The 24,396-nt window shown below is 69.7% G+C and carries 20 protein-coding genes; 6 read left to right on the top strand and 14 right to left on the bottom strand.

Going from position 1 to position 24,396, the window contains the following annotated elements; all coding sequences use genetic code 11:
- Position 1 precedes the first annotated feature (1 nt).
- From FHQ07_RS02335 to FHQ07_RS02325, 3 genes are read right to left on the bottom strand one after another with little or no spacing between them, the layout of a single operon-like run.
- Positions 2-670: a hypothetical protein gene (locus FHQ07_RS02335; protein ID WP_139715165.1), complete on the bottom strand. Its 669-nt coding sequence runs from the start codon at positions 668-670 to the stop codon at positions 2-4.
- A complete protein-coding gene (locus FHQ07_RS02330; RefSeq protein ID WP_139715164.1) occupies positions 667-2,661 on the bottom strand; it encodes an acetyl/propionyl/methylcrotonyl-CoA carboxylase subunit alpha in 1,995 nt (664 codons plus the stop codon). The genes FHQ07_RS02335 and FHQ07_RS02330 overlap by 4 nt, the downstream gene beginning before the upstream one ends.
- Complete coding sequence (locus tag FHQ07_RS02325) at positions 2,661-3,446, bottom strand: enoyl-CoA hydratase-related protein (RefSeq protein WP_139715163.1); 786 nt, start codon at positions 3,444-3,446, stop codon at positions 2,661-2,663. The genes FHQ07_RS02330 and FHQ07_RS02325 overlap by 1 nt, the downstream gene beginning before the upstream one ends.
- Positions 3,447-3,584: 138 nt before the next feature.
- Here FHQ07_RS02325 and FHQ07_RS02320 point away from each other — a divergent pair, with 138 nt between their 5' ends.
- Genes FHQ07_RS02320 through FHQ07_RS02310 form a run of 3 tightly spaced genes read left to right on the top strand, consistent with a single transcriptional unit; the run spans position 3,585 to position 5,907 of the window.
- Positions 3,585-3,833, top strand: a complete 249-nt coding sequence (locus FHQ07_RS02320; RefSeq protein ID WP_139715162.1) for a FeoA family protein — start codon at positions 3,585-3,587, stop codon at positions 3,831-3,833.
- A complete protein-coding gene (gene feoB, locus FHQ07_RS02315) occupies positions 3,830-5,674 on the top strand; it encodes a ferrous iron transporter B (RefSeq protein WP_168191447.1) in 1,845 nt (614 codons plus the stop codon). Before FHQ07_RS02320 ends, feoB begins: the two co-directional genes overlap by 4 nt.
- Positions 5,674-5,907 (top strand): DUF6587 family protein, encoded by a 234-nt coding sequence (locus tag FHQ07_RS02310; RefSeq protein WP_139715161.1) that lies wholly within the window; start codon positions 5,674-5,676, stop codon positions 5,905-5,907. Before feoB ends, FHQ07_RS02310 begins: the two co-directional genes overlap by 1 nt.
- On the opposite strand, the gene FHQ07_RS02305 is transcribed toward FHQ07_RS02310, so the two are convergent.
- From FHQ07_RS02305 to FHQ07_RS02280, 6 genes are all read right to left on the bottom strand, one after another.
- Positions 5,908-6,264, bottom strand: coding sequence for a hypothetical protein (locus tag FHQ07_RS02305; protein ID WP_139715160.1), 357 nt, complete (start codon positions 6,262-6,264; stop codon positions 5,908-5,910).
- Entirely contained in the window at positions 6,261-6,755 is a 495-nt protein-coding gene (locus tag FHQ07_RS02300) for a bactofilin family protein (protein ID WP_139715159.1), read from the bottom strand. The genes FHQ07_RS02305 and FHQ07_RS02300 overlap by 4 nt, the downstream gene beginning before the upstream one ends.
- Positions 6,756-6,861: 106 nt before the next feature.
- A complete protein-coding gene (locus FHQ07_RS02295) occupies positions 6,862-8,472 on the bottom strand; it encodes a carboxyl transferase domain-containing protein (protein WP_139715158.1) in 1,611 nt (536 codons plus the stop codon).
- Between the two features lie 156 nt (positions 8,473-8,628).
- Positions 8,629-9,015, bottom strand: coding sequence for a hypothetical protein (locus FHQ07_RS02290; RefSeq protein ID WP_139715157.1), 387 nt, complete (start codon positions 9,013-9,015; stop codon positions 8,629-8,631).
- 204 nt (positions 9,016-9,219) lie between these two features.
- Positions 9,220-9,570: a hypothetical protein gene (locus FHQ07_RS02285; protein WP_139715156.1), complete on the bottom strand. Its 351-nt coding sequence runs from the start codon at positions 9,568-9,570 to the stop codon at positions 9,220-9,222.
- A gap of 127 nt (positions 9,571-9,697) precedes the next feature.
- Positions 9,698-10,873: a thiolase family protein gene (locus FHQ07_RS02280; RefSeq protein WP_139715155.1), complete on the bottom strand. Its 1,176-nt coding sequence runs from the start codon at positions 10,871-10,873 to the stop codon at positions 9,698-9,700.
- Between the two features lie 227 nt (positions 10,874-11,100).
- Here FHQ07_RS02280 and FHQ07_RS02275 point away from each other — a divergent pair, with 227 nt between their 5' ends.
- Together FHQ07_RS02275 and FHQ07_RS02270 are read left to right on the top strand one after the other, a co-directional pair.
- Complete coding sequence (locus tag FHQ07_RS02275; protein WP_168191446.1) at positions 11,101-12,438, top strand: S8 family peptidase; 1,338 nt, start codon at positions 11,101-11,103, stop codon at positions 12,436-12,438.
- Entirely contained in the window at positions 12,435-14,027 is a 1,593-nt protein-coding gene (locus FHQ07_RS02270) for an autotransporter family protein (RefSeq protein ID WP_240703531.1), read from the top strand. Before FHQ07_RS02275 ends, FHQ07_RS02270 begins: the two co-directional genes overlap by 4 nt.
- 70 nt (positions 14,028-14,097) lie before the next feature.
- Here FHQ07_RS02270 and FHQ07_RS02265 read toward each other — a convergent pair whose 3' ends face one another.
- The 4 genes from FHQ07_RS02265 to FHQ07_RS02250 all read right to left on the bottom strand — a co-directional run bounded on the left by FHQ07_RS02265 (position 14,098) and on the right by FHQ07_RS02250 (position 20,689).
- The gene (locus FHQ07_RS02265; RefSeq protein WP_139715152.1) at positions 14,098-15,255 is read right to left on the bottom strand and encodes an isovaleryl-CoA dehydrogenase; all 1,158 of its coding nucleotides are present in this window, start codon (positions 15,253-15,255) and stop codon (positions 14,098-14,100) included.
- A 193-nt stretch (positions 15,256-15,448) separates the two neighbouring features.
- Positions 15,449-16,549 (bottom strand): Glu/Leu/Phe/Val dehydrogenase dimerization domain-containing protein, encoded by a 1,101-nt coding sequence (locus FHQ07_RS02260; RefSeq protein ID WP_139715151.1) that lies wholly within the window; start codon positions 16,547-16,549, stop codon positions 15,449-15,451.
- Positions 16,550-16,723: 174 nt separating this feature from the next.
- A complete protein-coding gene (locus tag FHQ07_RS02255) occupies positions 16,724-19,744 on the bottom strand; it encodes a ligand-binding sensor domain-containing diguanylate cyclase (protein WP_168191444.1) in 3,021 nt (1,006 codons plus the stop codon).
- A 132-nt stretch (positions 19,745-19,876) separates the two neighbouring features.
- A complete protein-coding gene (locus FHQ07_RS02250; RefSeq protein WP_139715149.1) occupies positions 19,877-20,689 on the bottom strand; it encodes a ChaN family lipoprotein in 813 nt (270 codons plus the stop codon).
- Positions 20,690-20,809: 120 nt separating this feature from the next.
- Here FHQ07_RS02250 and FHQ07_RS02245 point away from each other — a divergent pair, with 120 nt between their 5' ends.
- Positions 20,810-22,795, top strand: a complete 1,986-nt coding sequence (locus FHQ07_RS02245; protein WP_139715148.1) for a serine hydrolase domain-containing protein — start codon at positions 20,810-20,812, stop codon at positions 22,793-22,795.
- Positions 22,796-22,802: 7 nt separating this feature from the next.
- Here FHQ07_RS02245 and FHQ07_RS02240 read toward each other — a convergent pair whose 3' ends face one another.
- Positions 22,803-24,365 carry a phospholipase D family protein gene (locus tag FHQ07_RS02240; RefSeq protein ID WP_139715147.1) on the bottom strand — a complete coding sequence of 521 codons (1,563 nt, stop codon included), beginning with the start codon at positions 24,363-24,365 and terminating at the stop codon, positions 22,803-22,805.
- Between the last annotated feature and the right edge of the window lie 31 nt (positions 24,366-24,396).

Genomic DNA, 24,396 nt, shown 5'->3' with positions numbered 1-24,396 from the left:
CTCAGCGCTCCGGCGGCGGGGTGGGCGCGGGTGCGACGGGCGCATCGGCGGGTACGCGTTGCAGGATCATCAATGGCTCGCGGGCGAAGTATTCCGGATGTTGGCGCAGCAGCCTGGCGATGCGCTTGCCGTCGCCGGCGACGTAATTGCGGTACACCTCTCCCGGCGTGCATTTGCCCTCGTCGATCTTCTCCGATTCTGACGATGCCGGGCACTCCCGCATGCCGGAGCGCTCCGTGTAGCCATCGATCTGCTTGTCCTTGATGGCGGCGGCGATCTTGGCGTGGTCGGTGTCGTAGATGCGGATGGTGTCGCCCTCGCGCTCGTAGCGCAGCAGGGCCGCGCCACAGCGGGACTTGCCCGGGCCGATGCAGTCCGGTTCGCCGGAATCGTTGTGCAACTGCAGGTAGCGCGCCTTGCCGGTGTCGACCAGGGTCAGGTGCAGCGGCTTAGTTTCGCCCTTGACGGTCGCGGTCCGGCAATCGGCGCCGATCTCCACCGCGTCCTTCGGCTGGCTCGCGTCGCTGCCGACCGGTTGCCAGCGCCCGGGCCAGGCCGGGTCGCAGTCGGTGCTGGCGCCGCTCGGCAGCGACTGGAACACGGTGCTCGAACAGCCTGCCAGGCCCAGCAGGGCCGCCAGCAGCATGCAGGCCAGGGCGCGCATGGTCATTGCTCCAGCGTCGCCAGCACCGCATCGGCTTCGACGAAATCGCCGGGCTGCGCGCGCACCTCGGCCAGCACGCCGTCGCGCGGCGCCTTCAACGCCAGTTCCATCTTCATCGCCTCGATCACCAACACCACGCCCCCCGCGTGTACCGCATCGCCCGGCCTGGCCTGCACCAGCACCACCCGGCCCGGCATCGGCGCGCGGATCCGGTGTTCGGCGGCGCCGCCGGCGGGGTCCTTGCGACGATACACCTCCGCCGTGGCGAGCGAGAGCCGTTGGCCGCCATCGTGCACCAGGACATGGGCGGCATCGGCGGAGGCGCGGAAACGCCGCATCGTGCCATCGATGCGTGCGCTCAGCTCGCCATCGGCCCAGCGCGCGCCGGCGACCGCGTGCGCGACGCCATCGAGTTCGATGCGGTAGCCGCCATCGTGGCCATGGGCGAGCAGTTCGATGCGCGCGTCGCCGTTGGCGAAGGCGAGCCGTCGCGATCCGCCGTGGCCCAGCCGCCAGCCGTCGGCGACGGCCCAGGGCGACGCCGGGTCGCTGCCGGCGGCCGCGGCCGCGCGGGCCCCGCGTTCCTGCACCAGCAGGCGGGTGGTCGCGGCGGCCAGCACCAGCGCGGCCTCGGTTTCGGCGGGCGCGAGGAACTCGTCGAGGTGGCGGTCGAGGTAGCCGGTGTCGATGCCCGCATCGACGACCGCCGGATGCCGCACCAGCCGCTCGAGGAAGGCGATGTTCGACTTCGGGCCGGCGATCTCGCAATCGGCCAGCGCATCGCGCAGGCGGGCGAGGGCGCGCGGGCGATCCTCGTCCCAGACGATCAGCTTGGCGATCATCGGGTCGTAGAAGATCGTCACCGTATCGCCTTCGACCACGCCGGAGTCGATGCGCACGTGGCGCGACGGCGCGGGCAGGCGCAGCGTCTGCAGCGTGCCCGATCCGGGCAGGAAGCCGGCATCCGGGTCTTCCGCATACAGCCGTACTTCGATGGCATGGCCGCGCTGCGCGATCTGCTCCTGCGCCAGCGGCAGCTTTTCGCCGGCGGCGATGCGCAGCTGCCATTCGACCAGGTCGAGACCGGTGACTTCCTCGGTGACCGGGTGCTCGACCTGCAGGCGGGTGTTGATCTCCATGAAGTAGAAACCGCCATCCGCACCGACGATGAATTCCACCGTGCCGGCATTCGCGTAGTCGATCGCATGCGCCGCCTGCACCGCGGCCGCGCCCATGCGCGCGCGCAGCTCCGGCGTCAGGAACGGCGAGGGCGATTCCTCCAGCACCTTCTGGTAGCGGCGCTGCGCCGAGCATTCGCGTTCGTTCAAGTGGATGGCGCCGCCGTGGCTGTCGCCGAACACCTGGATCTCGATGTGGCGCGGATGCTCGATGTAGCGCTCCAGCAGCACGCGGTCGCGGCCGAAGGCATTGGCCGCCTCGCGCTGGCAGCTTTGCAGGTTGGCGGCGAATGCCTCCGCGCTGCGCACGATGCGCATGCCCTTGCCGCCGCCGCCGTGCGCGGCCTTGATCATCAGCGGATAGCCGATCGTGTCGGCCTCGCGCTGCAGCAGATCGGGCGACTGGTCCTCGCCGGTAAAACCCGGCACCACCGGCACGCCGGCGGCGGCCATCAAGTCCTTCGCGCCGGCCTTGCTGCCCATCTTGCGCATCGACGCGCCGGACGGGCCGATGAAGGCGATGCCGGCGGCCTGCACCGCGTCGGCGAAGTCCGCGTTCTCGGACAGGAAGCCGTAGCCCGGGTGGATCGCCTGCGCGCCCGTGCGCTTCGCCACTTCGAGGATGGCGTCGCCGCGCAGGTAGCTGTCCTGCGGGCGCGGGCCGCCGATGCGGTGCGCCTCGTCGGCCAGGCGCACGTGCTGGGCATCGGCGTCGGCATCGGAGTACACCGCGACGGTGCGGATGCCCAGCTTGCGCGCGGTGCGGATCACCCGGCAGGCGATCTCGCCGCGGTTGGCGATGAGGATTTTCGAGAACATCAGTGGGCGATCCAGTGCGGCTTGCGCTTGTCGAGGAAGGCGGACAGGCCTTCCTGGCCTTCCGGCGACACCCGCAGGCGGGCGATCAGCGCGGCGTTGTCGGCGTCGTGTTTCGCGCCATCGGCGTGCGCGGCGACGTCGCGCACCAGCGACTTCGCCAGCGAACTCGCGATGGGCCCGGCCTTCAGCAGCAGGTCGACCTGGCGCTGCACGGCGGCGTCGAGCGCGGCGTCGTCGACCACCTCGTGCAGCAGGCCGATGCGGTGCGCCTCGGCGGCATCGAAGAGTTCCGCAGTGGCGAAGTAGCGCCGCGCATTGCGTTGTCCGATCGCGGCGATCACGTACGGCGAGATCACCGCCGGCAGCAGGCCAAGCTTGCTTTCGGTCAGGCCGAACTTGGCCTCCGGCACGCCGATGGCGATGTCGCAGCAGGCCACCAGGCCGATGCCGCCGCCGAAGGCCGCACCCTGCACGCGGGCGATGGTCGGCTTGGGTAGTTCGTCCAGGGTGCGCATCAGGCGGGCGAGGGCGAGCGAGTCCTCGCGGTTCTCGGCTTCGCTGGCGGCGGCCATGCCGCGCATCCAGTTGAGGTCGGCGCCGGCGGAGAACGACGCGCCCTCGGCCTCCAGCACCAGCACGCGGATGCCGGCGTCGGCCGCCACGTCGTCCAGCGCGGCGGTGAGTTCGGCGATCAGGCCGGCATCGAAGGCGTTGTGCACCTGCGCGCGGGTCATGCGCAGGCGGGCGACCGATGCATCGCGCTGCAGTTGCAGGGAGGAAGCCATGCCGAATCCCGGATGAAGTCGCCGAATGATACCGGGCGCTGCCGATGCGGGCGGGTTGACCGGGATCAATACGCGCGGGTCGGCCAATGATAGAATGAGAACTATTCCTATTTGCCGCTGGCCCGGCTTCCGCCACGCATGACCCTGAACCAGCTCGCCCGGCGCACGCCGGCCATCGTCGAAGGCGTCGAGGACCACCTGCCGAACGATGCCATCGCGCGTCGCCTGCGCGAGCTCGGCTTCGTCGCCGGCGAGCAGGTGGAGATCGTGGCCGCCGGACCGTTCGGCGCCGAGCCGCTGCTGGTGCAGGTCGGCTTCACCCGCTTCGCCCTGCGCCGCATCGAGGCCGCGCGGGTGCGCCTGCGCCGCGACGGGGACGGCGCATGAGCCCGATCGCCGCCAGCGCGGTCCCGCGCATCGCCCTGGTCGGCAACCCGAACTGCGGCAAGACCGCGTTGTTCAACCTGCTGACCGGCAGCCGGCAGAAGGTCGCGAACTATGCCGGCGTCACCGTGGAACGCAAGGAAGGGCGGATGCACGCGCCCTCCGGTCGCCACTTCACGGTGCTCGACCTGCCGGGTGCGTACAGCCTCAATGCGGCCAGCCTGGACGAAGCGGTCACCCGCGACCTGATCCGCGGCTTCTATCCGGGCGAGCCGGCGCCGGACGTGCTGGTCTGCGTGGTCGATGCCACCAACCTGCGCCTGCACCTGCGTTTCGCGCTGGAATTGCGCGAACTGGGGCGGCCGATGCTGGTCGCGCTGAACATGGTCGATGCGGCGAAGCGGCGCGGCATCGCCATCGACGTTCCCGCCTTGCAGCGCGAGCTTGGCGTGCCGGTGGTCGAGACCGTGGCCGTGCAGCACGACGGCGCGCAGTCGCTGGTGCGCGAACTGGACGCGATGCAGGGCGTATTGCACGAGCCGCGCGCGCACCTGCCGCAACATGCGGACCTGCACGCCGAGACCCGTCGCCTGCTGGCGCTGACGGTGAGCATGCCGCGCCGCACCGCGGCGATCGACGACGCGCTGGACCGCTGGCTGCTGCATCCGCTGTTCGGGCTGGTCGCGCTGGGCGTGGTGATGTTCCTGATCTTCCAGGCGGTGTACGCCTGGGCCACGCCGATGATGGACGGCATCGAGGCCGCCACCACCTGGCTGGGCGGGGTGGTCGGCAACGCGATGCCGGACGGCCCGCTGAAGGGGCTGGTGGTGGACGGGATCATCGCCGGGCTGGGCGGGGTGATCGTGTTCCTGCCGCAGATCCTGATCCTGTTCGCCTTCATCCTGGCGCTGGAGGAAAGCGGCTACCTGCCGCGCGCGGCGTTCCTGCTCGATCGCATGATGTCCGCCGCCGGCCTGTCCGGTCGCAGCTTCATCCCGATGCTGTCCAGCTTCGCCTGCGCGGTGCCGGGGATCATGTCGACGCGTTCGATCCAGGATCCGCGCGACCGCATCGCCACGATCCTGGTCGCGCCGCTGATGACCTGCTCGGCGCGCTTGCCGGTGTATGCATTGCTGATCGGCGCCTTCATCCCGCAGCAGCAGGTCGGCTGGTTCAACCTGCCGGGGCTGGTGCTGTTCGCGCTGTACGCCGCCGGCATCCTCAGCGCGCTGGCGGTGTCGTGGCTGATGAAGAAGTGGCGGCGCGACAAGGGCGAGCATCCGTTGCTGCTGGAGCTGCCTTCGTACCGCGTGCCGCATTTCCGCGACTTGCTGATCGGCCTGTGGGAACGCGCGATGATCTTCCTCAAGCGGGTCGGCGGGATCATCCTGGCGCTGACCATCCTGCTGTGGTTCCTGCTGAATTTCCCCGCCGGCGTCGGCATCGAGGACAGCTTCGCCGGGCGCATCGGACGCGCGCTGGAATTGCTGTTTTCGCCGCTGGGCTTCGACTGGCGGATCAGCATCGCGCTGATCCCGACCATGGCCGCGCGCGAGGTAATGGTGTCGTCGCTGGCCACCGTCTACGCGGTGGCCGCCACCAGCGACGATGCCGCCAGCCGGGCGCTGGGCCCGTTGATCGCGCAGGACTGGTCGCTGGCCACCGGGTTGTCGCTGCTGGTGTGGTTCATCTATGCGCCGCAGTGCATTTCCACCCTGGCCACGATCAGGCGCGAAACCCATTCGTGGAAGCAGACCGCGTTCGCCGCCGGCTATCTGTTCGCGCTGGCGTGGATCGCGTCGTTCGCCACCTACCGGATCGCGCTGGCGATGGGCGCGGGCTGATGGATGCCGGCCTGCTCGCGCAGTACCTCGTCATCGCGCTGGCGGTGCTGGCCAGCATCGTTGTGGTCATGCGCAAGCAGTTCCCGAACGCCACGCGCAGGCTGCGCATCGCCCTCGCCCTGCCGCTGCTGCGCGAGGGCAAGCCGGGATGGATGAAGACGCTGGGCCGATCCATCGCGCCCATGCCGAAAACGGGCGACAGGGATTGCGGCGGTTGCGACGGTTGCGACTGACTAGTGCTTGAGCCGGCGCTTGCCGGGATGGGCCGGCACCGCCTCCACGCTGACATCGAAGCTGCGCGATTCGCCGGGGAACACCGCGCCCACGCCGGCCACGTGGCGGCCGATTTCCTCGCCGCGTTCGTTGCGGATCACCACCACCATCGTGTATTCGAACGCGCCGTCGTCCTGGGCGTTGATCGTGCCTTCCACCTTCAGCGGCACGAAGCGTTGCGCCGCCTCGATCGCCGGCGCGTCGAATTTGAGATGCCCACGGCAGGCCGGGCAGACCGACGAGCTTTCCAGGATCGTGGCCTTGCAATGCGGGCAGGTGCGGGTGGCACCTGCCGTGCCGGGACGCACCGCGCTCATGCGGCGTTGCCGGACTCCGTCTTCGACGCGGACTTGCCGTCCTTGTCCCAGCCGCATTCGATGTGGCCGCGGATGCGCGAGCCGGCGGCGACGGTCAGCGACCCGGCCTTCAGGTCGCCGTTGATCACGCCGCTCTGCAGCAGTTCGACCTGCTGCGCGGAGTCGATGTTGCCGTCCAGCTCGCCGGCCAGGGTCACCTTGTTGGCGGCCACGCCACCGGCGACCTTGGCGCCCTGGTCGATGGTGAGGTTGCCCTGCACCTTGACGTCGCCCTTGAACTTGCCGGCGATGCGCACGTGGCCGGCGCCTTCGATCTTGCCTTCGATGGTCAGGTCGGCGGCGATGACGGATTCGCGGGCCGTGGTTTCCACCGCGCGGATCGGGGTCGGCGCGGGCGCGGCCTGCGGCGCTTCGTTGACCGGCGCAGGCGCGGGGGCATCGAAACGGGAGGGTTCGGCCTTCGCCGGGGTCGGGTCTTTCCAGATGGCCATTGCAGTGGTTCCTCGGGGGCGGACTGCCGAGGCTATCACCACTTTGCGGCGATTTCCTGCGTGAATGCGACAGGTTGCTCGCGCAAGTGGCTGATCGCGAAGTGGGTCACATCCGGAACACGCCGAAGCGCGTGCGGTCTTCGATCGGCGCATTGAGCGATGCCGACAATCCCAGCCCCAGCACGCGGCGGGTATCGGCCGGGTCGATGATGCCGTCGTCCCACAGTCGCGCCGTGGCGTAATACGGATTGCCCTGGTCTTCGTATTGCTGGCGGATCGGCGCCTTGAACGCGTCCTCTTCGTCCGGCGTCCACACGCCGCCACGCGCCTCGATGCCGTCGCGCTTCACCGTCGCCAGCACCGACGCGGCCTGTTCGCCGCCCATCACGCTGATTCGCGCGTTCGGCCACATCCACAGGAAGCGCGCACCGTAGGCGCGGCCGCACATCGCGTAATTGCCGGCGCCGAAGCTGCCGCCGATCACCACGGTGAACTTCGGCACGTGCGAACACGCGACAGCCGTCACCATCTTCGCGCCGTCTTTCGCGATGCCGGCCTGCTCGTACTTCTTGCCGACCATGAAGCCGGTGATGTTCTGCAGGAACACCAGCGGGATGCCGCGCTGGTTGCACAGCTCGATGAAGTGCGCGCCCTTGAGCGCGGATTCGGCGAACAGGATGCCGTTGTTGGCGACGATCCCGACCGGGTAGCCGTGCAGGTGGGCGAAGCCGGTGACCAGGGTGCTGCCGTAGCGCGCCTTGAACTCCTGGAACTCGCTGCCGTCGACCACGCGCGCGATCACCTCGCGGATGTCGAATGGACGGCGCGCGTCCTTCGGCACGATGCCGTACAGCTCTTCGGCCGCGAACAGCGGCTCGCGCGACTGCTGCGTCGCGACCGGCAACACCTTCTTGCGGTTGAACGAACCGACGATCCCGCGTGCGATCTGCAGCGCATGGCGGTCGTCCTCGGCGAAATGGTCGGCCACGCCGGAGATGCGGGTGTGCACGTCGGCGCCGCCGAGTTCCTCGGCATCGACCACTTCGCCGGTCGCGGCCTTCACCAGCGGCGGGCCGCCGAGGAAGATCGTGCCCTGTTCCTTGACGATGACGGATTCGTCGCTCATCGCCGGCACATAGGCACCGCCGGCGGTGCAACTGCCCATCACCACCGCGACCTGCGGGATGTTTTCCGCGCTCATCCGCGCCTGGTTGTAGAAGATCCGGCCGAAGTGCTCGCGGTCCGGGAACACCTCGTCCTGCAGCGGCAGGAAGGCGCCGCCGGAATCGACCAGGTAGAGGCAGGGCAGGCGGTTCTCGCGGGCGATCTCCTGCGCGCGCAGGTGCTTCTTCACCGTCATCGGGAAGTAGGTGCCGCCCTTGACGGTGGCGTCGTTGGCGACGATGACGACTTCCTGGCCCATCACCCGGCCGATGCCGCAGACCATGCCGGCGGCGGGCGCGGCATCGTCGTACATGCCTTCGGCGGCGAGCGGGGCGATTTCCAGGAACGGCGAGCCGGGATCGAGCAGGGCGTCGATGCGCTCGCGCGGCAGCAGCTTGCCGCGTTCGCTGTGCTTGGCGCGGGCCTTCTCGCCACCGCCGTCGGCGGCGCGGGCCAGGCGGCGGTCGAGCTCGGCGACCAGTTCGCGATGGAAGGCGGCGTTGTCGGCGAAATCCTGCGAGCGGGGGTCGATCTGCGAAGTCAGCGCGGGCATGCGTGGATGGTCGATGCGGCGAATGCGACAGGATACCCGTTCGCGTTCATCCGCTCCGGGCACGCAGGTGTGCCGGTGCGGGTGCGGGCTCCCCGCCAGCAAAGAGAAAGGCCCGCCGAAGCGGGCCTTCCGGGTCTTGCATGCAGCGAAGAAGGATTACTTCTTGGCGGCTTCTTCGACCTTGGCAGCGCCATCCTTGACGGCGCCAGCGGCGTCGGCAGCGGCGTCCTTGGCAGCGTCGGTCGCGGTCGCGGCGGCATCGGTCGCAGCGGCAGCGGCGCCGGCAGCGGCGTCGGCCGAAGCGGCAGCGGCGGTGGCAGCGGCGTCGGTGGTCGCGGTGGCAGCGGCGTCGGCGGTCGCAGCGGCGGCGTCGCCGGCAGCGGCAGCGGCGTCGCCAGCGGCGTTGGCAGCGGTGGAGGCGGCGTCGGCAGCCTGCTCGGTGGCGGCAGCGGCGTCAGCAGCGGCGGCGTCGGCGGCTTCGTTCTTGCAGGCCGACAGAGCGAGGACGCCAGCGGCGAGGAGCACGTAAAGCTTGGTGTTCATGGTTCTCTCCTGAGGAGTTGTCTGAAATGGATCGGTTTGCGGATCAGGCAACGCCAGTGCGCTTAGCGATCCGGCCTCTGGGCCGGCGGGTCGTTCACTGACTTACAGCAACCCGGCGGACCGGGACGTACGAAAAAGCCGTCGGCGCACCGACGGCTTCCCCGATTCTACAGCAATCTGAATAGGCGATCGACGCCTGTCGGATTACTTCTTTTCGGTAGCAGCTTCCGAAGCCTGCTTGGCAGCGTCGGCAGCCTGCTCGGCGGCGTCGGCAGCCTGGCCAGCGGCGTCGGCAGCATTGTCGGCAGCAGCCGGGGTGGCGGCGGCGGCGGTGGCGTCGGCCGAAGCAGCGGCGGCGTCAGCGGCCGAAGCGGCGGTGTCGGCGGCGGCCTGGGCGGCGTCGGCGGCAGCGGCGTCGCCGGTGGCGGCGGCGGTGTCGGCGGCAGCCTGGGCGTCGCCAGCAGCAGCAGCGGCGTCGGCAGCCTGCTCCTGGTTGCTGCAAGCGGTCAGGGCCAGGCCCAGAGCCATCGCCAGCAGGATCTTGTTGATCGACATGATACGGATTCCTCGTCGTTGAAATTGGTTTGGCAACGCGCAAACTGCGCGCCAGTAACATGATGACAAGCCAATGTCGCGTGTCAAGCGGTTGGCCGACTTTTTTTCATGTGTTCGTTTAAGTACGTCACGAAAGTTCGATGGCCATGGCGGTCGCCTCGCCGCCGCCAATGCACAACGATGCCACGCCACGCTTGCCGCCGCGGGCCTTGAGGGCGTTCAGCAGGGTGACGAGCAGGCGGGCGCCGGAGGCCCCGATCGGGTGGCCCAGCGCCAGCGCGCCGCCATTCACGTTCAGCTTGTCGTGGGGGATGCCGAGGTCGCTCATCGGCGCCATCGCCACGCAGGCGAAGGCCTCGTTGACCTCGAACAGGTCGACGTCGGCCACCGACCAGCCGGCCTTGTCCAGCACGTTCTTCAGCGCCGCGACCGGCGCGGTGGTGAACCATTCCGGCGCCTGCGCATGGGTGGCATGGGCGACGATCCGGGCCAGCGGCTGGGCGCCGGCGGCGGCCGCGGCTTCGGCGGACATCACCACCAGCGCCGCGGCACCGTCGGAAATCTTCGAGGAGGAGGCCGCGGTCAGCACGCCGTCCTTGCCGAAGGCGGCGCGCAGCTCCGGGATCTTGTTGAGGTCGATCTTGCCGGGTTCCTCGTCCTTGTCGACCACGACCTCGCCCTTGCGGGTCTTGACCGTGACCGCGGCGATCTCGTCGGCGAACGCGCCATTGGCCTGCGCGGCCTGCGCACGCCTGGCGCTTTCCGCGGAATAGGCGTCGACCGCGGCGCGGTCGTAGCCGTACTTGGCGCAGGCGGCATCGCCGAACACGCCCATCGCCTTGCCGTCGTAGGGATTGGTCAGGCCGTCCCAGGCCATGTGGTCGAGCATCTCGGCGCTGCCGTAGCGGATGCCGGTGCGCGAGTTGTTGAGCAGGTGCGGGGCATTGGTCATCGACTCCATGCCGCCGGCGACCACCACTTGCGCGGAGCCGGCCTTGATCAGGTCGTGGGCCAGCATCACCGCCTTCATGCCCGAACCGCAGACCTTGTTGATGGTGGTGCAACCGGCGGCATCGGCGATGCCAGCGGCGCGCGAGGCCTGGCGCGCGGGCGCCTGGCCCAGGCCGGCCGGCAGCACGCAGCCCATGATCACCTCGTCCACCTTGTCGCCGGCGACGCCGGACTGGGCGAGCGCGGCGGAAATGGCCGCCGTGCCGAGCGCCGGCGTGGGCGTACCGGTGAACTGGCCGAGGAAGGAACCGATGGCGGTGCGCTTGGCACCGACGATGACGACGTCGCTCATGTGGGGCTCCGGGATTGCATGGGTCCGGCTGGGCCGGGTGGCAGGTTCGATCTTCCGATTATGGCGCGAAATCACCGTTCATGCCGCAGCGCAGCATGGATCGGCGCGTTCAGCAAGCAGCCGTTGTCGGATGCGCCGGCATGGCATACAACAATCGTGTTCGCGCATGCGGGCGGCCGCGGGCCGCTGGCGCGATGCAGGAAGGCCACATGACTCCGGATCGAACGATGTCCCGCGGCACGCGCGCCAAGGCTGCCGCATTGTTGCCGTGCGCGATCGCGCTGGCGCTGGCCGCATGCGGGGGCGGGGGCGGCGTGCGCTCGAACCCGCCGCCGGTCACGCCTTCCGGGCCCGGCTTCACGCCCACCGTGGCGAACGACGGCACGCTGACCCAGCCGAATCCGCCGACGATCCCGACACAGGGGGCGGCGCTGGCCTTCGATGCGCAGTTCGGCAAGCAACTCCAGGTCATCAATGCCGGCGCTTCGCTTGGCGCGGGTGCGCTGGGTTCGGGCATCGGCATCGGCATCCTCGATTCCGGCGTGCGCAGGAACCACCCGCAGCTCAGTCCACGCGTGGCCTACAACGGGTTCTACCTGAACTCGCCACCCAACAATCCCAATGTCGACTATGTGCTCGAGCACGGCACCTGGGTCGCGTTGACGGCTGCCGGGTCGGCGATCGGGCGCTGGCCCGGCGGCGTCGCGCCGGCGGCGACGATCATTTCCGGGCGATTCCTGTCGGACAACCCGCCGGTCGACGATGGCTCCGGGCAAGGCAATGCCGTCAGTACGGCGGATGCGGCCGGCTTCGCCGATTTCCTCGACGACGCGCATGCCGACCTGTATGCGCATGGCGCGCGGATCATCAACAATTCCTGGGGCGGCGTGTATTTCGAGGACGAGGCGGCCGGCGCAACCGCGATGGCCGCCGGCTACACCGACTTCATCCTCAACAAGAACGGACTGGTGGTGTTCGCCAACGGCAACTACGGCAACGATGCGCGTTTCCGCGCCGATCCCTCCGATACCTCCTCGCTGCCGACGCTGGCGCCGTCCCTGGGCCTGGAGCGTGGCTGGCTGACCGTGGCGGCGCTGGACCCGGAAAACCCGACGCAGCTACTTTCGTTTTCGCAGTATTGCGGGCGCTCGATGAACTACTGCCTGTCGGCGCCGGGTTCGGTCTATGTCGTTGGCGCATCGCCGGTCGATGGCAACGACCAGACCACCGACGACGACAAGATCTACCGCGTGCAGGGCACGTCCTTCGCGGCTCCCCTGGTTTCCGGCGCGGCGGCGGCGGTATGGTCGGTGTTCCCGTACTTCAACAACGACCTGGTGCGGCAGACCCTGCTCGGTACGGCGAAGGACGTCGGTGCGCCCGGCGTCGACGCCGTGTTCGGCTGGGGCGTGCTGGACGTGGGCAAGGCGGCGAACGGCCCGGGCAAGTTCGCCTGGGGCGACGTCGCCGTCTCGTTCTCGGGCAATTCGGTGTGGCGCAACGACATCGCCGGCAGCGGGGGCTGGTCAAGAACGGCAGCGGCACGCTCACCTTGGCGGGGATGAACAGCTACAGCGGAGATACGCGCGTGCAGGCGGGTGGGCTGTACATCAAGGGCAGCGCCGATTCGTCGAAGCTGTACGTGAGCAACGGCGCCACCGTTTGGCTGGACGGCAATGTCGCCTCGGTCGCCAACAGCGGGCGATTCTTCTACAGCGCGCCGGGCACCACCGGCGCGTCCGTATTCGCGTCGGTTCTCGGCGATTTCACCCAGACGGCGCAAGGCAACCTCGGGCTCTGGCTAGGCAGGACCCTCGGCGTCGGCGGCAGGGCGACGTTGGACGGCCAGCTGTCGATCCTCGGCGCCAAGAGCGGTTACACCACCCGGGCCAGCGAACTGCTGCTGAATGCCGCGAGCATCTCGGGGACATTCGCGAGCCTGCGCGCCGCGCCGAATGTCTTCCTGGATGCCAACCTGAGGTACTCGCCGACTTCCGTGTTCCTCGACATCAACCGCATCGACGTCGCCAACGCCGTGGCCGGCATGAGCCTGCCCACCATCACCCAGCTGTCCGCGCAACGGGTCGAATCGGCGATGGGCGCGATCGACGGCCAGCTTGGCGGCATCGCCCCGGCCGGGATCGGCGGCGCCTTCATCGACGCGGCCGGCGCCCTGCAGCAATCGTCGAGCATCGCCACGGCCGATGTTTCGCTGCGCAGCCTGTCGGGCGAACTGCATGCGGCGTCGGCGGCGATGACGTTCGACGCGATCGATGCCGGCCGTCGCGCGCTGAACGCCCGCATCGACGGGCTGTCGCATGCGCCGCAAACCGCCGGCGGCTGGTATCGCGACCTGTCCGGCGGCGGCATCCTGGCGCAAGGCGGTTACGACAGCGTCGGCATCGATTCCGCCGGCGAGATGATCGGCAACGACTGGCGGATCGGCCGCGACGCGGTGGTCGGCATCGCGATGAACCGGCTCGACCAATCGAGTTGGCTGGGCGCGTTCGGCGACCGCAGCCGCGGCCGCCAACGCGAGTTGCAGCTGTACGCGGCGGCCTGGCGCGGCGGCTGGCATGGCCAGGCGCAACTGGCGTCCGGCGCGTTCCAGCGGCAGATGCAGCGCAACCTGCTGCTGGGCTCGATGCGGGATTCGGTGGCGACGCAGCTGTCGGGCGATTACATCGGCGCGTCCGGCGAAATCGGCCGGCGCTTCGGGGCCGGCGCCATCGCCCTGACGCCGTATCTCGGAGCGCAATACGTGCATGTCGGCAACGACGGCTTCGACGAAGGCGGTGCCAGCGGTTTCGGCCTGCGCGCGGATGCGTGGGACAGCAGCCGCTGGCAGGGCTTCGCCGGCCTGCGTGCGGCCCGCGGCTGGCACGCGGGCGGCGTCGGGCTGCGCATGGATGCGCGCGCGGAATGGCAGCGGACGCTGGGGTCGAACGGCGAACTGTTCGACGCCAGCTTCAACGGCCTGGAGCAATGGGCGCCATTGCAGGGCATCGGGCTGGCGCGGCGCAGCCGGTGGCTCGGCGTCGGTTTGTCGGCGGCGTTCGCTCGCGGGACGAGCTTCCGCTTCGATTTGGGCCGCCGTTCCAGCGATGTCGGCGACAGCGGCATGGCGTCGCTGCAGGCGATGTACCGGTTCTGACGCCGGCCATCGCCGGCAACGAAAAACGCCGCGGGACCGCGGCGTTTTTCATGGCGGATCCGCTCGACGCTCAGCTGTTGCCGGCGAACAGCTCGCGGCCGATCAGCATGCGGCGGATCTCGTTGGTGCCGGCGCCGATCGCGTACAGCTTGGCGTCGCGCAGGATCCGGCCGGTGGCGAACTCGTTGATGTAGCCGTTGCCGCCAAGGGTCTGGATGCCTTCCAGCGCGACCTGCACCGCCGCTTCGCTGGCATGCAGCAGGCAGGAGGCGGCATCCACGCGGCTCTTGTAGCCGCTGTCGTAGTCGCGCGCGACCTGGTAGGCGAAGGCGCGGCTGGATTGCAGCGCGGTGTACATGTCGGCGATCTTGCCCTGCATCAGGCCGAAGGTGCCGATGGCCTGGTTGAACTGCTTGCGTTCGCGCACGTAGGGCAGGGCGATGTCCAGCGCGGCCTGCATCAACCCCAGCGGGCCGCCGGTGAGCACCAGGCGCTCGGTGTTGAGGCCGCTCATCAGCACCTTGACGCCGTTGTTCACCTCGCCCAGCACGTTGTCCGCCGGGATCTCGCAGTTCTCGAACACCAGCTCGCAGGTGTTGCTGCCGCGCATGCCCAGCTTGTCCAGCTTCTGCGCGGTGGAGAAGCCCTTCATCCCCTTCTCGACGATGAAGGCGGTCATGCACTTGCTGCCCAGTTCGCGGCTGGCGGTGCGCATGTAGACCACCAGCACGTCGGCCTCGGGGCCGTTGGTGATCCACATCTTGTTGCCGTTGGCGATCCACGCGCCGCCCTTCAGCTCGGCGCGGCAGGACATCGAGCCGACCACGTCCGAGCCGGCGCCCGGCTCGCTCATCGCCAGCGCGCCCTTCCATTCGCCCGTGCACAGCTTCGGCAAGTATTTCTGGCGCTGCGCCTCGTTGCCGTTGGCGTACAGGTTGTTGACGCACAGGTTGGAATGCGCGCCGTAGCTGAGGCCGACCGAGCCCGATGCGCGCGAGATTTCCTCCATCGCCACCAGGTGGGCGAGGTAGCCCATCCCGCTGCCGCCGTATTCGCCCGGCACGGTCAGGCCGAGCAGGCCCATCTCGCCGAGCTTCGGCCACAGGTCCTGCGGGAACCAGTTGTCCTCGTCGACCTGCGCCGCGCGCGGGGCGATCTCGGCGTCGGCGAAGCGGCGGACCGCGTCGCGCAGGGCATCGATGTCTTCGCCGAGGGGGAATGGACGCATGCGGTTCAACCTTGAGCAGTATGGAAACGAGGACGGGGCCGAAGCCCCGTCCGATTATCGCCTGATTCGCCAAGCCTCACCTTCGCCCCCTTGAGTCACGGGGGCAGCCGCGTGGCGGCGGGGGATCCGGCAGCGAAGCAAGGGGCCCAAAGTTCGTTTGCGAACGTTGGGCGATCCACGGCGGTGCCGGGAATCAATGCCCGCGGATGCGGCCCTGGAAGCGCGGCGCGCCGCGGCCCAGCGGCAGCTTGAGCTTGCCGATCGCGTTGATGCGCTCCTCGGCCAGGCGGTCCGCGGCCATGTAGGTCGGGATGTTGTCGCGGCCGGAGATCTCGTAGATGCGGTGCAGGTTGTGGTAGATCGTGCGCATCATGCGCATCGCGCGCTCGCGGTTGTAGCCGTCGAGTTCCAGCGCCACGTTCATCACGCCGCCCGCGTTCACCGCGTAGTCCGGCGCGTACAGGATGCCGCGCTTGGTCACTTCGTCGCCGATCGCGTTGTTGGCCAGCTGGTTGTTGGCCGCGCCGCAGATCACCTTCGCCTTCAGGCGCGGCAGGGTCTGCTCGTTGACGGTGCCGCCCAGCGCGCAGGGCGAGTACACGTCGGCCGGCACGTCGTAGATGTCGTCCAGGCCCACCGCCTCGGCGCCGTACTCGGACACCGCCTTGTCGACCAGGCCCTGGTTGATGTCGGTGACGAAGATCTTGGCGCCGCGTTCCTTCAGCAGCTTCACGAACTCCATGCCGACGTGGCCCAGGCCCTGCACGGCGTAGGAATACTTGCCGACTTCCTCGTCGCCGAACTTCTGGTTGAGGGTGGCCATCAGGCCCTGCAGGGTGCCGTAGGCGGTGAACGGCGAGGGGTCGCCCGAACCGCCGTGGACCTGGTGCACGCCGGTCACGTACTCGGTCTCGCGGTACACGTATTCCATGTCGTTGACGTCGATGCCGACGTCTTCGGCGGTGATGTAGCGGCCGCCCAGCGATTCCACGAACTGGCCGAACGCGCGGAACAGCGCCTCGGACTTGTCGGTGGCCGGGTTGCCGATGATCACCGCCTTGCCGCCGCCGATGTCGAGGCCGGCGACCGCGTTCTTGTAGGTCATGCCGCGGCTCAGGCGCAGCACGTCGTTCAGCGCTTCCTGTTCGCTCTTGTACGGCCACATGCGGGTACCGCCCAGGGCCGGGCCGAGGGTGGTGTTGTGGATGGCGATGATCGCCTTCAGGCCAGCATCCTTGTTGTGGCAGAACACGACCTGTTCGTGGCCGTAGGTGTCGAGCGTCTCGAAAATCATTGCGGAAACTCCGGTCGGAACCGCTCGCGGATGCGTGGGCGCCGACGGCAAAGTGAGGAATGGGATCGACTGGGCCTGCATCGGCATTGGCTGGGCCGCGATGCAGGGCGCGCATTCTAAGCCATTGCCCGCGCCGGGGCTTGAATACGTGGGCGTATGGCGATGCCGGGACGCTCAGGCGCCGGCCCGTTCGACCCGGTTGCGGCCGGCCGCCTTGGCCGCATACAGGGCATGGTCCGCGCGCGCGACCAGGATATCCGGGCGTTGCTCCAGGCCGGGGATGCCGGCGGCCACGCCGATGCTGGCGGTGACCGCGATGTCCTCGATCTCCGGCAGGGCGTTGTCCGCCGGCAGGGCGGCGATCGCCTGGCGCATGCGTTCGGCGACCCGCGCCGCGGCGGCTTCGTCGTGGCCGGGCAACAGCACGCACAGCTCCTCGCCGCCGTAGCGCGCGGCGCTGGCCCCGGCCGGCAGCAGCGATTGCACGCGCACGGCGACCTGTTGCAGGCGCGCATCGCCGGCCAGGTGGCCATGGGTGTCGTTGAAGCGCTTGAAATGGTCGAGGTCGAGCAGCAGCAATCCCAGCGATTCGTGCTTGCGCGCGGCATCGCGCCACAGCAGTTCCAGGGTTTCGAACAGGCGGCGGCGGTTGCCCAGCCCGGTCAGCGGGTCGGTGTAGGACAGCCGGCGCAACTCGTCGTTGGCCTGGTGCAGTTCGGATTCGCGCTTCAGCAGCTGCGAGGTGCGTTCCTGCACCATCCCGCGCAATTGCTCCTCGCGCTGGCCGATCTGGCGCTCGCGCAGCTTGAGCAGGCCCCAGAATGCGGCCAGCCCGGCCAGCAGCTGCAATGCCCGCGCGCCGGGCGTGCGCCACCATGCCTGCGGCACCTCGATGCGCAGCTCGACCGGTTTCGCGGCGATGCCGGCGGCGTCCCTGGCCTCGATGCGGATGCGTTGCGCGCCCGCGGGCAGGCGCGCGTAGCGATGCGAATCCGCCGCGCTCCAGCCGCTGGCGTCGTTGTCGCCATCGACCAGCGTGACCCGGTAGCGGTTGTCGTCTTCCTTCTCGCCGCTGAGCAGGTCGTACTCGAGTTCCAGCGTGCTGCCGGGACGCGGCAGGCGCAGCACGCCGCCATCGACGGCGACCGGCTTGCCATCGACCAGCAGGCGGGTGAGCAGGAGCGGTGCGGCATGGCGCGCACGATCGTCCGCCGGGGTATAGACCGCCGCGCCGCCGACCGTGCCGATCCAGACCCGGCCTTCGTCGTCCACCTGCATCGCATTCGCATTGCATTCGTCGTGCGGCAGGCCGTCCTCGCGGTGGTAGCCGGTGGAGCGGAAACCGTCGCCTTGCGGACGCCAGCTGAACACGCCGTAGTCGGTGCACACCAGCAGGTCGCCACGGCCGTCGCGCACGACGCCATAGACGTAGGAGACCGCGAGCTGCGGCAGTGCCGGCGCGGCGACCAGGCGTGGCCGGTCGGGATCGCCGACGTCGACCCGCAACAGCCCGTTCTTGTTGCTGCCCATCCACAACACCGGCGCATCGCCGTGGCCGGGGATCAGGCGCATGTCGTACAGCGCATCCGCCGGCAGGCCGATGTCGTCCTTGAACGCGCGCCATCGGCCATCGCGAAGACGCATCAGGCCCTTGTCGGAGGTGCTGAACCACAGGTCGCGCCCGATCTTCTGCGCGGAATACGCGCGGCCGGGCATGGCCGGGCCGGGCGGCAGCCATTGCCAGACGCGGCCATCCCAGTGCGCGATGCCGTGCTGGCGGGTGCTGACCCAGACGTCGTCCCGCTCGGCGAACAGGATGCTCAGCGCCTCGTTGTCCTGCTTGCGCCAGGGCGTGGCCAGCTCGACGAAGCGATCCCCCTGCAGGCGCGCCAGGTGCCCGCCCCAGGTGCCGACCCAGAGCGCGCCTTCCGCGCTGCCGTCGGGCACGCGCGCGATGCTGCGCACGGTTTCGCTGGGCAAGCCATCCGCGCTGCCGAAGATGCGCCAGCGACCGCGCTCGAAACGCGCCAGTCCGTCGCCATCGCTGCCCAGCCACAGGCGTTCGCCGCCATCGGCGGCGCGTTCCACGCGCAAGCCCCAGATCCCGTTGCCCTGCTTGCCGAGGGTGCTGACCAGGCGCCACGGCCCTTGCAGCGGCATGCGCGCCGCGCCGCCATCGGCGCCGATCCACAGCATCGGCACCCCCTGGCTGGTGCGCGAGCGGGTGAGGGTGCGCACGCGTTCGCGCAGCAGGGCGACGCGCGGGTCGGGTGCGCTCCAGCTGCCGTCGCCGCGCAGGATGGCAAGCCCGCTGCGGGTGCCGATCCAGGTTTCTTCGCCGCCTTGCGGGGTGGCCACCAGCTCCACCTCGCTGACGAAGTCGCTGGGCAAGGCGCTGTTGCCGCTGTGCCAGCGGGTCCAGCCGCCATCGGCCAGGCGCGCCACGCCGCCGCCCTGCATGCCGATCCACAACGCGCTGCCGCCGGTCGCCAGCGGCTGCAGCTGCAGGCTGCGGATCTCGTCGGTGCGCGGCCCGGGGCCGGGGATCGGCACCGCCTCGCAGGCGCCGGCGACGCAGCGGTACAGGCCCGGCCCGTAGCTGGCGATCCACAGCGTTTCCGCGCGGCCGTCGCGCGCCGGCTCGATCGCGATGTCGAATTGTTCGCGCCCGTGCAGCGCCGCCGGCAACGCGATCGGTCGCCAGCGGTCGCCGTCCAGCTCGGCCACGCCGCCGCCGATGGCGAACACGCGTTGCCGTCCGCCGGCATCGAAGCTGCGCAGGCGCTGCACGCGGTCGTTGCCGAACGGCTTGCCGAGCGAAGCCCAGCGGCCCTTGCGCAGGCGCCAGATGCCGCGGTTGTCGGTCGATGCCAGCAGCTCGCCATCGCGGGTCGCGGCGAGGCCGAGGATCGCCCCGTCCAAGGCGCCATCCGGCCCGTGCTCGGCCAGCATGCGCGGGCCGCTTTGGCGGGCGAGGCCGCGCATGGTGCCGAACCATGCCTGTCCGTTCGGCAGCACCGCGATCGCATTGACCGTGGGATCGGGCAGGCCTTCGCCGACGTCGTAGACCTCCGACGACAGCCAGCCCAGGCGGTGCAGGTCGATATCGCCGGCCGATGCCGGGTCCGCCGCCCATGCCCAGGGCATCGCGGACGCGGACAGCAATGCGGCGGTGGCGAGGCGCTTCGGGAGCATGGCGCGGCGGCTGGTCGTTTCAAACCAAACTAGCAAGGGACGTGCCATTTGCGTGGGAACGGCGTCGCAAAAAGCCGCGCATCGACGATCCCCGCCAGCCACGCCCGCGGCGTGCGGATTCGCAGGGCCGATTCAGCCGCGCTTGGGCGCCGCCATGCCCGCGCATGGATCCGCACGCTCGCTCGCCGGGCTGCGATGGACCAGGTCGAAGCCGGCTGCGTCCGATCCGGGCTCCAGGTAGCCGACCGCCCACGACGACAGGCCGTCCCGCCGCAGCCAGAACGGCACGCCGATGTCCTTGCGCACGTGGCCGTTGCCGGCGACCAGCACCACGCCATGCGCGGCATGCGTGCGCAGCGTTTCCGCCATCACCACGTCGCGCGCGACCTGCGCCTTGGCCATCGGCGCCACCATCGCCTCCGGCAGCATCCCGCAATGGCTGTCGCGCACCTCGGCTTCCTGCGCGGCCAGCAGCGGGGCGGGCAGGGTGTCGAGTGCGTAACGCGCGACCAATTCGGCCGGCAGCGCGGCGGCGAAGCCGTTTTTCACGATCTTCGAGGCATCGGCGCGCGACAGGTTGGCGGCCAGCAGCGGCAGCTTGTATTCGATCGCCAGCGCGATCACCGGCTTGTAGTAGTCCCAGGTCCAGCCGGATTTTGCCGGCGCCGCCTTCGCCACCACGCAGTCGGCATCCGCGCAGTCGCGCATCGCCGCATCCAGCGCGGCCTGCTGGCCGGTATCGAACTGTTCCATCGCGATGGCGGGGCGCCAGCCGGCTTGAATGCGTTCGCGCAGCTGCGTGGCGCGCGCGGCGTGGCCGGCGGCGTTGTCGTGCACTTCACCCAGCAGCAGCACTTGCGGCGATGGCGATGGCGATGGCGCGGGTGCGTGGCTGCAGGCGGCGGTGAAAACCAGCAAGGCGAGCGGAGCGAGGAGGCGCGGCATGGTCGGTACCGATGGGGACTGGCGACAGCTTGCCACGTGCCGGCGCTGACCTCGTTGGCGGCGGTATCGCGTTATCGAATTGGTACGCCCCGCATCCACGCAATCGCCCGGAGTCCCCGCATGCATCGTTCGCTCAACCTGGCCGCGCTGGCCATCGCCCTGTCGCTCGCGCTGGCCGCGCCGGTGGCGTTCGCCGCGGAACCGCAGGCCGCACCCGCCGCCACCGAGACCAGCCTGACCACGCCCGGCGGCCGCGCCACCTTCCTGCTGCCCGCGGGCTGGACCAGCCGCGTGCAGGGCAATGCGGTGCTGATCATGCCGCCGGAAGCGGACGGCTCGCGTTCGGCCATCGTCGACGTGGCCGCGACCGACGTCGATGCTGCCGTCGCCGAAGCGTGGCAGGTGCTCGGCCTGTCGCCCAAGTTCCTGCTGGCCACCGACGCCGCCCCGCGCGACGGCTGGGACCAGCGCCGCTTCTACGACTACGACATCCCCGCCAATGCCAAGCGCGTGATCAATGCCAGCGCCTTCCGCAAGGGCAAGGCGTGGACCGTGGTGGTGGCCGACGTGGGCCAGGCCACCGCCGAGAAGCGCGCCTCCCAGTACGGCAAGATCGCCCAGCGCTTCCAGCCCGCCGGCTACACCCGCGAGACCTTCGCCGGCCGCACCGCGCACAAGCTGGACGCGGCGCGGCTCAAGACCATCACCGACTTCGTCGAAGCGATGCGCAAGCAATACGACGTGCCCGGCGTGGCCATCGGCATCGTCGAGGACGGCAAGGTGGTGATGTCGCGCGGCTTCGGCGTGCGCGAGCTCGGCAAGCCGGCGCCGGTGGATGGCGATACCCGCTTCATGATCGCCTCCAACACCAAGGCGCTGACCACCCTGATGCTGGCCAAGCTGGTCGATGCCGGCAAGCTGGACTGGAACGCGCGCGCCGAGGACGTCTATCCCGCGTTCAAGCTGGGCGATGCCGCCACCACCGACAAGGTGCGCATCCACCACCTGATCTGCGCCTGCACCGGCCTGCCGCGGCAGGACATGGAATGGCTGTTCGAGGGCGAGAAGCAGACGCCCGAATCGGTGATGACCACGCTGGGCACCATGCAGCCGACCAGCGGCTTCGGCGAGCTGTTCCAGTACTCCAACCCGATGGCCGCGGCCGCCGGCTACATCGGCGGGCAGGTCGCGTACCCGGGCAGCGAGCTCGGCGCCGGCTACGACAAGGCGATGCAGGCGCTGGTGTTCGACCCGCTGGGCATGCACCACACCACCTTCGACTACGCCAAGGCGCAAACCGGCGATTTCGCCCGCCCGCACGGCTACGACATCGACCACAAGGTGCAGGTCATGGACATGGGCCTGAACGACACCATCATCGCCTCGCGCCCCGCCGGCGCGGCCTGGAGCACGGTCAACGACCTGCTGAAGTACGTGCAGATGGAGATCGACCGCGGCGTGTTGCCCGACGGCAAGCGCTATATCGGCGAGGCCGCGCTGCTGCAGCGGCGCGAACCGCAGATCGCGCTGGGCGTCGACCGCGACTACGCGATGGCGCTGATGGTCGACAAGAGCGATGGCGTCACCGTGGTCGATCACGGCGGCGACATGGGCGGCTTCCACTCCAACATGATGTGGTGGCCGGCGCAGAAGGTCGGCGCGGTGATCCTGACCAATGCCGACGAGGGCGTGTACTTGCGCGGCCCGTTCAAGCGCCGGCTGATGGAGCTGATGTTCGATGGCGAAGCGCAGGCGCAGGCCACCGCCGACGCCAACGCGAAAGCCAACCGCGAGGGCTTCGACGCCTTCCGCAAGCTGCTGCAGATCCCGGGCGATGCCGCCGCGCTGGCCGGCCTGGCGCCGCGCTACCACAACGATGCCCTCGGCGACATCGTGGTCAGCCGCCAGGGCGGCAAGGCGCGGATCGATGTCGGTGCGTTCTCGTCGGAGATCGTCACCCAGCCGCAGCCCGACGGCAGCCTGGCCTTCGTCACCATCGATCCGGTCGCGGCGGGCTTCATGCTGATCCGCGCCGACAAGGACGGCAAGCGCGCATTGGTGGTGCGCGACGGCCAGCACGAGTACGTGTTCGACGAGGTGAAGTAGCGCGCGCCTAAAGCTGCGATTCGATCGGCAGCCAGCGCAGCACGCGTGCGCTGATCCGCCGCCAGAGCCCGGCGTCCGGTTCGACCTCGTGCACGGTCGGCGGGGTGGTGCCGTCGTCGCGCCAGCGCAGGCGGCCCTCGCCATCGGTGTAGACGGCATAGCTGAAGGCGGGGCCGGCCAGGCGGTCGTATTCCGCCTGCAGCGCGGCGCCCATGCCGGGGTGGTCGAACAGCACGCCCATCTCGGTATTCAGCGCCACGGAACGCGGGTCCAGGTTGAACGAGCCGATGAAGCCGCGTCGCCCGTCGACCACGAAGGCCTTGGTATGCAGGCTGGCGCCGCTGCTGCCGAACAGGCCGGAGGTCGCGGCCTGGCCGTGGCCCTGCGCGCGCAGCTCGTGCAATTGCACGCCGCCGGCCAGCAGCGCCTCGCGATAGCGCGCATAGCCGCTGTGCACCGCCGGCACGTCGTTGGCCGCCAGCGAATTGGTGACCACGCCGACCTGCACCTGCCGGCGCGCCAGCGAGGTCAGCATGCCGGTGCCGTCGGTGCCGGGCACGAAGTAGGGCGAGATCAGCGCGGCGCGCGACCTGGCGCCTTCCACCACCGGCGCCAGCGTACGCACCAGCCAATGCTGCTGGTCGTCCTCGCGCCATTTCAGCGGCGGATCCGACACCACCCGGATGTCGCTGACCCAAAACGGGTGCAGCTGCTGGGTCACGAACGCCTGCACGCCCGGCGTGGCTTCGACTCGGCGCAGGTAGGTTTGCGCCTCCGCGCTGCCGGTGCCCGCCTCGATGTGGCGCACCATCGCCTGCAGTTGCGCCGCGTCCTGCTTGCCCAGTTCGCCGATCGGCACCACCGCCTCGCTGTTCCAGTAGCGGTCGAACACCTGGCTGGCGTCGGCTACCGCCGGCCCCATCAGCAGCACGTCGAGGTCGCGGAAATTGGTATCGGACGCGGCATCGAAATATTCCTCGCCGATGTTGCGGCCGCCCACCACCGCCGCGCGGCCGTCGACGATCCATGCCTTGTTGTGCATGCGGTGGTTGACCCGCAGCGCGCGGACCAGGGTCTCCAGCACGCGACGCACGCCGCTGCGGTTGCGGAACGGGTTGTACAGGCGGATCTCGATGTTCGGGTGCGCGTCCAGCGCCAGCATCTGCTGGTCCAGCCCGTGCGCGTTCATGTCGTCCAGCAGCATGCGCACGCGCACGCCGCGCTGCGCTGCGCGCCAGGCTTCCAGCGCCAGCAGGCGGCCGGTGAGGTCGTCGTGCCACATGTAGTACTGCAGGTCCAGGCTGCGGCCGGCGCCGCGCGCGGACAGGGCGCGCGCGGCGAACGCTTCCAAGCCGTCGTTGAGCAGGATGGCGCCGGTCTGCCGCGGGTGTTCCGCCAGCATGGGCGTCAGCACGCGGTCCCATTCGGTGGCGTCGGCCTGCAAGGGCAGGGTGTACGCATGCGGGCCGCTGCCCCTCGGCGCCAACCGGTCGGCGAACAGCGCGCCGGCCAGCAGGATCGCCAGCAGGGCGAGGGCGGCATACAGCAGGTAGGTCCTGGTCCGGCTCATCGTCGGCTGCGGCGAATACGGTGGCGTCCGG

It is taken from the genome of Thermomonas aquatica (assembly GCF_006337105.1).
Classification (GTDB): domain Bacteria; phylum Pseudomonadota; class Gammaproteobacteria; order Xanthomonadales; family Xanthomonadaceae; genus Thermomonas; species Thermomonas aquatica.
This window is presented reverse-complemented; position numbering and strand designations above follow the sequence as displayed.

Bases quoted from the DNA above. Each gene is read 5' to 3' on its own strand.
- FHQ07_RS02250 (WP_139715149.1), bottom strand. From the start codon at position 20,689: ATGCCGCGCCTCCTCGCTCCGCTCGCCTTGCTGGTTTTCACCGCCGCC.
- FHQ07_RS02295 (WP_139715158.1), bottom strand. From the start codon at position 8,472: ATGCCCGCGCTGACTTCGCAGATCGACCCCCGCTCGCAGGATTTCGCC.
- FHQ07_RS02240 (WP_139715147.1), bottom strand. From the start codon at position 24,365: ATGAGCCGGACCAGGACCTACCTGCTGTATGCCGCCCTCGCCCTGCTG.
- FHQ07_RS02290 (WP_139715157.1), bottom strand. From the start codon at position 9,015: ATGAACACCAAGCTTTACGTGCTCCTCGCCGCTGGCGTCCTCGCTCTG.
- FHQ07_RS02305 (WP_139715160.1), bottom strand. From the start codon at position 6,264: ATGAGCGCGGTGCGTCCCGGCACGGCAGGTGCCACCCGCACCTGCCCG.
- FHQ07_RS02275 (WP_168191446.1), top strand. From the start codon at position 11,101: ATGTCCCGCGGCACGCGCGCCAAGGCTGCCGCATTGTTGCCGTGCGCG.
- FHQ07_RS02325 (WP_139715163.1), bottom strand. From the start codon at position 3,446: ATGGCTTCCTCCCTGCAACTGCAGCGCGATGCATCGGTCGCCCGCCTG.
- feoB (WP_168191447.1), top strand. From the start codon at position 3,830: ATGAGCCCGATCGCCGCCAGCGCGGTCCCGCGCATCGCCCTGGTCGGC.
- FHQ07_RS02285 (WP_139715156.1), bottom strand. From the start codon at position 9,570: ATGTCGATCAACAAGATCCTGCTGGCGATGGCTCTGGGCCTGGCCCTG.
- FHQ07_RS02270 (WP_240703531.1), top strand. From the start codon at position 12,435: ATGAACAGCTACAGCGGAGATACGCGCGTGCAGGCGGGTGGGCTGTAC.
- FHQ07_RS02265 (WP_139715152.1), bottom strand. From the start codon at position 15,255: ATGCGTCCATTCCCCCTCGGCGAAGACATCGATGCCCTGCGCGACGCG.
- FHQ07_RS02335 (WP_139715165.1), bottom strand. From the start codon at position 670: ATGACCATGCGCGCCCTGGCCTGCATGCTGCTGGCGGCCCTGCTGGGC.
- FHQ07_RS02330 (WP_139715164.1), bottom strand. From the start codon at position 2,661: ATGTTCTCGAAAATCCTCATCGCCAACCGCGGCGAGATCGCCTGCCGG.
- FHQ07_RS02300 (WP_139715159.1), bottom strand. From the start codon at position 6,755: ATGGCCATCTGGAAAGACCCGACCCCGGCGAAGGCCGAACCCTCCCGT.
- FHQ07_RS02260 (WP_139715151.1), bottom strand. From the start codon at position 16,549: ATGATTTTCGAGACGCTCGACACCTACGGCCACGAACAGGTCGTGTTC.
- FHQ07_RS02280 (WP_139715155.1), bottom strand. From the start codon at position 10,873: ATGAGCGACGTCGTCATCGTCGGTGCCAAGCGCACCGCCATCGGTTCC.
- FHQ07_RS02245 (WP_139715148.1), top strand. From the start codon at position 20,810: ATGCATCGTTCGCTCAACCTGGCCGCGCTGGCCATCGCCCTGTCGCTC.
- FHQ07_RS02255 (WP_168191444.1), bottom strand. From the start codon at position 19,744: ATGCTCCCGAAGCGCCTCGCCACCGCCGCATTGCTGTCCGCGTCCGCG.
- FHQ07_RS02320 (WP_139715162.1), top strand. From the start codon at position 3,585: ATGACCCTGAACCAGCTCGCCCGGCGCACGCCGGCCATCGTCGAAGGC.
- FHQ07_RS02310 (WP_139715161.1), top strand. From the start codon at position 5,674: ATGGATGCCGGCCTGCTCGCGCAGTACCTCGTCATCGCGCTGGCGGTG.